Origin of the sequence: Caulobacter sp. D5, from assembly GCF_003185805.1 — a bacterium.
In the GTDB taxonomy this organism is placed as follows: Bacteria; Pseudomonadota; Alphaproteobacteria; order Caulobacterales; family Caulobacteraceae; genus Caulobacter.
Window position 1 is genome coordinate 1 of the sequence record NZ_QHJY01000113.1, and the last position, 5,781, is coordinate 5,781.

The 5,781-nt window shown below is 69.2% G+C and carries 3 protein-coding genes; all 3 read left to right on the forward strand.

Features of this window, described 5'->3' with window-relative positions:
• The first annotated feature begins 289 nt into the window (after positions 1-289).
• The 3 genes from DMC18_RS08540 to DMC18_RS08550 all read left to right on the forward strand — a co-directional run bounded on the left by DMC18_RS08540 (position 290) and on the right by DMC18_RS08550 (position 5,781).
• Positions 290-3,571 carry a TonB-dependent receptor gene (locus DMC18_RS08540; RefSeq protein ID WP_110121938.1) on the forward strand — a complete coding sequence of 1,094 codons (3,282 nt, stop codon included), beginning with the start codon at positions 290-292 and terminating at the stop codon, positions 3,569-3,571.
• Positions 3,572-3,746: 175 nt separating this feature from the next.
• On the forward strand, positions 3,747-4,727 hold the full coding sequence (locus tag DMC18_RS08545; RefSeq protein WP_110121939.1) for a sensor histidine kinase: 981 nt from the start codon (positions 3,747-3,749) through the stop codon (positions 4,725-4,727).
• 16 nt (positions 4,728-4,743) lie between these two features.
• On the forward strand, positions 4,744-5,781 hold the full coding sequence (locus tag DMC18_RS08550) for a P1 family peptidase (RefSeq protein ID WP_110132857.1): 1,038 nt from the start codon (positions 4,744-4,746) through the stop codon (positions 5,779-5,781).

The following is a 5,781-nucleotide window of genomic DNA, read 5'->3' on the forward strand; positions in this document are numbered from 1 at the left end:
AGCCGGCAGCCAAACGACCGCGCGGAGCGTCTAGGCTTCGTCGAAACGGTACACACAACAACACCTCCGGGCGTCGCCCGGGCGCTCCGCTCTCCTTCATCAGCTCAGCGGTTCACCGCGTGAGGACGAGGTCGCGCGCCCCTCAACGTTGCCCATCCGCCACACCCGTCACACCTCCGCCACAAATTTTACTCGCCGACTGGAGGTTTCCGTAACGCCCCCCGTCGAAGCCGGTAAGAACGTCGCGTCGAGGGGGCGCGGCGGACAAAGGGGACTCGAGATCTTGTCCATGCGTACCGATCAACGCCGCCGGACCGTCCGCGGCCTGCTGCTGGCCTCGGCCGCCGTCCTGACCATCGCCGGTCAGGCCGCCGCCCAGGGCGCGCGCCACACCTTCAACATCCCGCCGCAGGACGCCGTCTCGGCCCTGCAGACCTACGCCAAGCAGACCGGCAAGCAGGTCCTGTTCCCGTACGAGGCCGCCGCCGGCCGCAAGACCCCGGCCGTGACCGGCGAACTGCCGGACGCCGAGGCCCTCAAGCGCCTGGCCGAAGCCGCCGGCCTGGTCGTCGCCTCGGACGACGGCAAGACCATCACCCTGCGCGCCGCCCCGGCCGCCCGCCCCCAGTCGGAAGCCGCCGCGACTGAAGCGGCTCCCGAAGAAGTCGCCGAAGTCGAAGCCATCGTCGTCGTCGGCAGCCAGATCGAAGGCGCCAAGACCACCGAAGCCCTGCCGGTGACCGTGGTCGGCGAGGCCGAGATCGTCGCCACCGGCGCCGTGTCGGGCGACGAGCTGTTCCGCTCGATCCCGCAGGCCGGCGACGTCCAGTTCCAGGAAGCCCGCACCACCGGCAACCTCAACGACGCCCGCGGCGACGTCTCGTCGATCAACCTGCGCAACCTGGGCACCGGCAACACCCTGATGCTGCTGAACGGTCGCCGCCTGGTGCTGCACCCCGGCACTCAGACCGAGAACTTCGTTCCGGTGCAGACGGCCAACACCAACGCCCTGCCCGTCTCGGGCGTGAAGCGCGTCGAAGTGCTGCGCGACGGCGCGGCCGCCATCTACGGCACCGACGCCGTGGCCGGCGTGGTCAACACCGTGCTCGACACCAAGTTCCAGGGCCTGAAGATCGAAAGCCAGGTCGGCGGCTCGGAAGGCACCGGCTATCGCGAAGGCTCGTTCAACGTGAAGGCCGGCACGCGCCTGGACGACGGCACGCGCCTGACCTTCTTCGGCAACTACACCGCTCACAGCCGGATGATGGCCACCGAGCGCGACTACGCCGCCAGCGAGGATCACCGCAGCCAGATCGAGGACGAACTGTTCGCCGGCTCGACCAGCTTCGACAACCGCTCGACCTCCAGCCCCTGGGGTTCGTTCACGGTGATCCCGTCGTCGACGGTGGTCCGCCAGAACGGCACGGCCCTGACCTCGTCGGGCGTGTTCCACATCGAGCCCGTGTCCAACACCGCCGCCGGCTGCAGCAGCGCCACCCTCAGCGGCGACATCTGCATCAAGTCGGGCACGATCACCGGCACGACCGACCGCGTGCTGCGCTACGACGAAAACACCCAGCGCACCCTCAAGGGCGGGCTGGAGCGCACCAACCTGTTCTCGACCGCCGAGAAGGACCTGGACAACGGCCTGACCCTGTTCGGCGAAGCCGGCTTCTACCACGCCCTGTTCACCGGCCAGCGCGAGCAGTCGGCCCCGCTGTCGTCGGCCCCGATCAGCATCGCCGCCAACGCCTACTGGAACCCCTTCGGCGCCACCACGCTCAGCGACGGCACGGCCAACCCCAACCGGCTCTCGGGCCTGACGGGCGTGCCGACCACGGGCCTGGCGATGAACATCACCACCTACCGTCCGGTCGACGCGGGTCCGCGCACCTACACCGTCACCGACAACAACTACCGCCTGCTGGGCGGCGTGAAGGGCAAGTGGAACGGCTGGAAGTGGGAATCGGCGCTGCTGTATTCCGAGGCCAACACCAAGGACGCCACCCACAACGCCATCAGCAACACCCTCTTCCAGGCGGCCGTGAACCGCACGGACTCGACCGCCTACAACCCGTTCAACGGCGGCTCGCTGACCAACTATTCGGGTGAGGACGGCACGCCCAACAGCAAGGCGACGATCAACTCGTTCCTGATCGACGTCTATCGCATCAGCAAGACCTCGCTGGCCCTGGCCGACTTCAAGGTCAACAAGGCCGACCTGTTCAGCCTGCCCGGCGGCGACGTCGGCGTGGCCCTGGGCGCCGAATGGCGTCGCGAGACCTTCAGCGACGACCGTGACGACCGCATGGACGGCACGATCACCTACACCAACACGGTGACGGGCGTGACCTACGGCAGCGACGTCATGGGCGCCTCGGCGGCTCCGGACGTCTCGGCCCACCGCCAGATCTCGTCGATCTTCGGCGAACTGGCCGTGCCGCTCATCTCGTCGGACATGAACATCCCGTTCGTCGAGGAAGTGACCCTGCAGCTCGCCGCCCGCGACGAGTACTATTCCGACTTCGGCAACGTGCTGAAGCCCAAGGGCGCCCTGCTGTGGAAGGTCGGCCAGGGCCTGTCGTTCCGCACCTCGGTGTCGCAGAGCTTCCGCGCGCCGAACCTGCCGCAGTTCTACAGCGAAGGCGCGACCGTCTCGAACAGCCGCACCGACTACGCCGCCTGCCGGATCAACAACGTCACCTGCTCCAGCGCCAGCACGCTGGAAGTGCGCATCGGCAACAAGGACCTGAAGCCGGAAGAAGCCGACAACGCCTCGATCGGCTTCGTCTACCAGCCGCGCTTCATCCCAATCGAGTTCGGCAAGGTCACCCTGACCACCGACTTCTGGTCGATCCGCGAAAAGAACGTCATCGGCATCCTGGGCGGCTACAACCAGATCGCCTACGACTACCTGCTGCGCCTGCAGGGCAGCTCGAACCCCAACGTGGTGCGTGAGGCCGCGACCGGCACCAACACCGTCGGCACGATCTCCTACATCAACGACACCTACATGAACCTGCAGCCGCGGGTCCTGCAGGGCGTCGACTTCAGCCTCGACTACGACCTGGACGACACCCCCTGGGGCGACTTCGGCGTCACCGTCAACGTGGCCAAGCTGACCAAGTACGACCAGGCCGCCAGCCCGATCGAACAGATCCTGATGAAGGCCGTCGCCGACGGCACGCTGTCGGGCCTGACGATCTCCAGCGCCGGCAGCCAGATCCGCCTGGACGGCAATCCGGAGTTCCGCGGCAGCGTCAGCATGACCTGGCGCAAGGACGGCTGGGGCGCCGGCGCCTTCGTCAACTACGTCGGTTCGGTCTACGACACCGGCGTGACCCAGGTGAACGGCCGCTACTACGAGGTCGACGACTGGACCACGGTCAGCCTCTACGGCCAGTACGCCTTCAAGAGCGGCGGCCGCATGGACGGCACGACCTTCCGGGTCGGCGTGCGCAACATCGCCGACAAGGATCCGCCGCTGAACTCGTCGAACTTCGGCTACTACGGCTCGCTGGCCAACTCGACCGGCCGCTACTGGTACCTGAACGCCAGCAAGAAGTTCTGATCCTCCACCCAAGGGTGATCACGCAGGGCCCGCCCGTCGCCAGACGGGCGGGCCTTTCCGTATTCGGACCATGGCGGTCGGGATTTGCGTGACCCGAAAGTTGTTTTAGGAAATAGTTCCGGCAACGGCGACGTGAGCTTTCGACGCCGTACGAGTCGGGGCCTTTTCGAAAATCATGTCGCGCGTGGGCTCGTCCTCGATCGCTTTGCGCTATGCCTCGGCGGTCGCCGCCGCCGCGGCCGCCTTCTTCGTGCGCCTGGCGCTCAACAGCTGGTTCCCGCCCGGCTTTCCGTACCTGACCTTCTTCCCGGCCATCGTGCTGACCGCCTATTTCGCCGGCCGCGGCCCGGCGATCCTGTGCGCGACCCTGTCGGGCCTGGCGGCCTGGTACTTCTTCATCCCGCCGTACAACAGCTTCCGGTTCGACTTCGCGACCATGGTGGCGATCGCGTTCTACGTCTTCGTCACGGCGGTCGACATCTTCTTCATCGACGGCATGCGCCAGACGATGCGCAAGCTGGCGGTCGAGCGCGAAAGCCTGGCCGACCTGGCCCGCAGCCGCGACCTGCTCTATCGCGAGATGCACCACCGGGTGAGCAACAACATCCAGGTGGTCGGCGCCCTTCTGCGCTTGCAGTCCTCGGGCGTGAAGGACGAGGACGCCCGCCACGCCCTGACCGAGGCCGGCGGCCGCATCGAGACCATCGCCAAGATCCAGCGCCAGCTGCACGACCAGACCGGCGAGCCGACGCCCTTCCGGTCCTTCGCCGAGGCCCTGCTGGACGACGCAGGGCAAGCGGCCGGCGCCCGTCACGCCGTGCGGGTCGAGGGCGGCGAGGCGCCCCTGCATCCCGAACAGGCCACGCCCGTCACCCTGGTCATGCTGGAGTGCTTCAACAACGCCCTGGAGCACGCCTTCGCGTCCGGTTCGGACGGCCGCATCGTCGTGGCCCTGGAGCAGGACGGCGCCGACCACGTGCTGACCATCCGCGACAACGGCGGCGGGCCGCCGGACGGCTTCGAGCCGGCCAGGTCGCAGAGTCTCGGCCTGCGCATCGTCCACGCCATGGCCAGGCAGCTGGGCGGGGCCTTCACCATGGCCCGCATCGACGGCTGGACCGTCTGCCGCCTGACCTATACGCCTACGCCCGCCTAGAGCGGAGTCCAGTCCCATGCCCCGTCCCGGTCCGCGCAACCTGATCACCGACGTCGCGGGTCTCACGGTGGGCCACGCCCAGGACGAGGCCGTGGCCTCCGGCGTCACCGCCCTGCTCTGCCCCGAGGCCTGGACGGCCGGCGTCGACGTGCGCGGCGGCGGGCCCGGCACGCGCGAGATCGACGTGCTGAAGCCGGAGAACAATTTCAGCAAGGCCCACGCGATCTGCCTGTCGGGCGGCTCGGTGTTCGGCCTGGGCGCGGCCGACGGCGTGGTCGCGGCCCTGTCGGCGGCCGGACGCGGCATCCGCCTGGCCCCGACCTCGCCGGCCATCCCGATCGTGCCGGCGGCGGTGCTGCACGACCTGGGCAACGGCGGCGACAAGGACTGGGGCCTGGATCCGCCCTACCGCTGGCTGGGCATCGAGGCCGCCGCGGCGGCGGGCGAGGACTTCGCCCTGGGCTCGGTCGGCGCGGGCGTGGGGGCGATGGCGGGCCTCTCCAAGGGCGGCATCGGCAGCGCCTCCCTCGACCTGGGCGACGGCCTGGTGGTCGGCGCCCTGGCGGCGGTCAATCCGGTCGGTTCGGTACGGATGGCCGACGGCCAGACCTTCTGGGCCTGGCCCTGGGAGATCGACGGCGAGTTCGGCGGCGTCCGCCCCGCGCCCGACGCTCCGACGCAGGTCGAGCCGATCCCGGACGATTCCAAGCTGGCGGCGCTGGGACGGCTGACGCAGGGCGCCAACACCACCCTGGCCGTGGTCGCCGTCACCGCCGACCTGACGACCGCCGAGTGCACGCGGCTGGCGATGATGGCGCAGGACGGGCTGGCGCGGGCCATCCGCCCCGTCCACACGCCCTTCGACGGCGACGTGGTCTTCGCCCTGGCCTCTGGCGCTCAGGCGCTGGGAGACGGTCCCGGACGCGCCGTGGCGCTGGCGAGACTGGGCTCGGCGGCGGCCGACACCCTGGCGCGGGCCATCGCCCGCGGCGTCTTCGAGGCTCAGTCTTCGGCGGGCGGCGCGGCGGCGTCGGGCGGCGCGTCGGCGCCGTAG

Excerpts from the sequence above, each read along its gene's own strand:
- DMC18_RS08540 (WP_110121938.1), top strand. The coding sequence starts at position 290 with ATGCGTACCGATCAACGCCGCCGGACCGTCCGCGGCCTGCTGCTGGCC.
- DMC18_RS08545 (WP_110121939.1), top strand. The coding sequence starts at position 3,747 with ATGTCGCGCGTGGGCTCGTCCTCGATCGCTTTGCGCTATGCCTCGGCG.
- DMC18_RS08550 (WP_110132857.1), top strand. The coding sequence starts at position 4,744 with ATGCCCCGTCCCGGTCCGCGCAACCTGATCACCGACGTCGCGGGTCTC.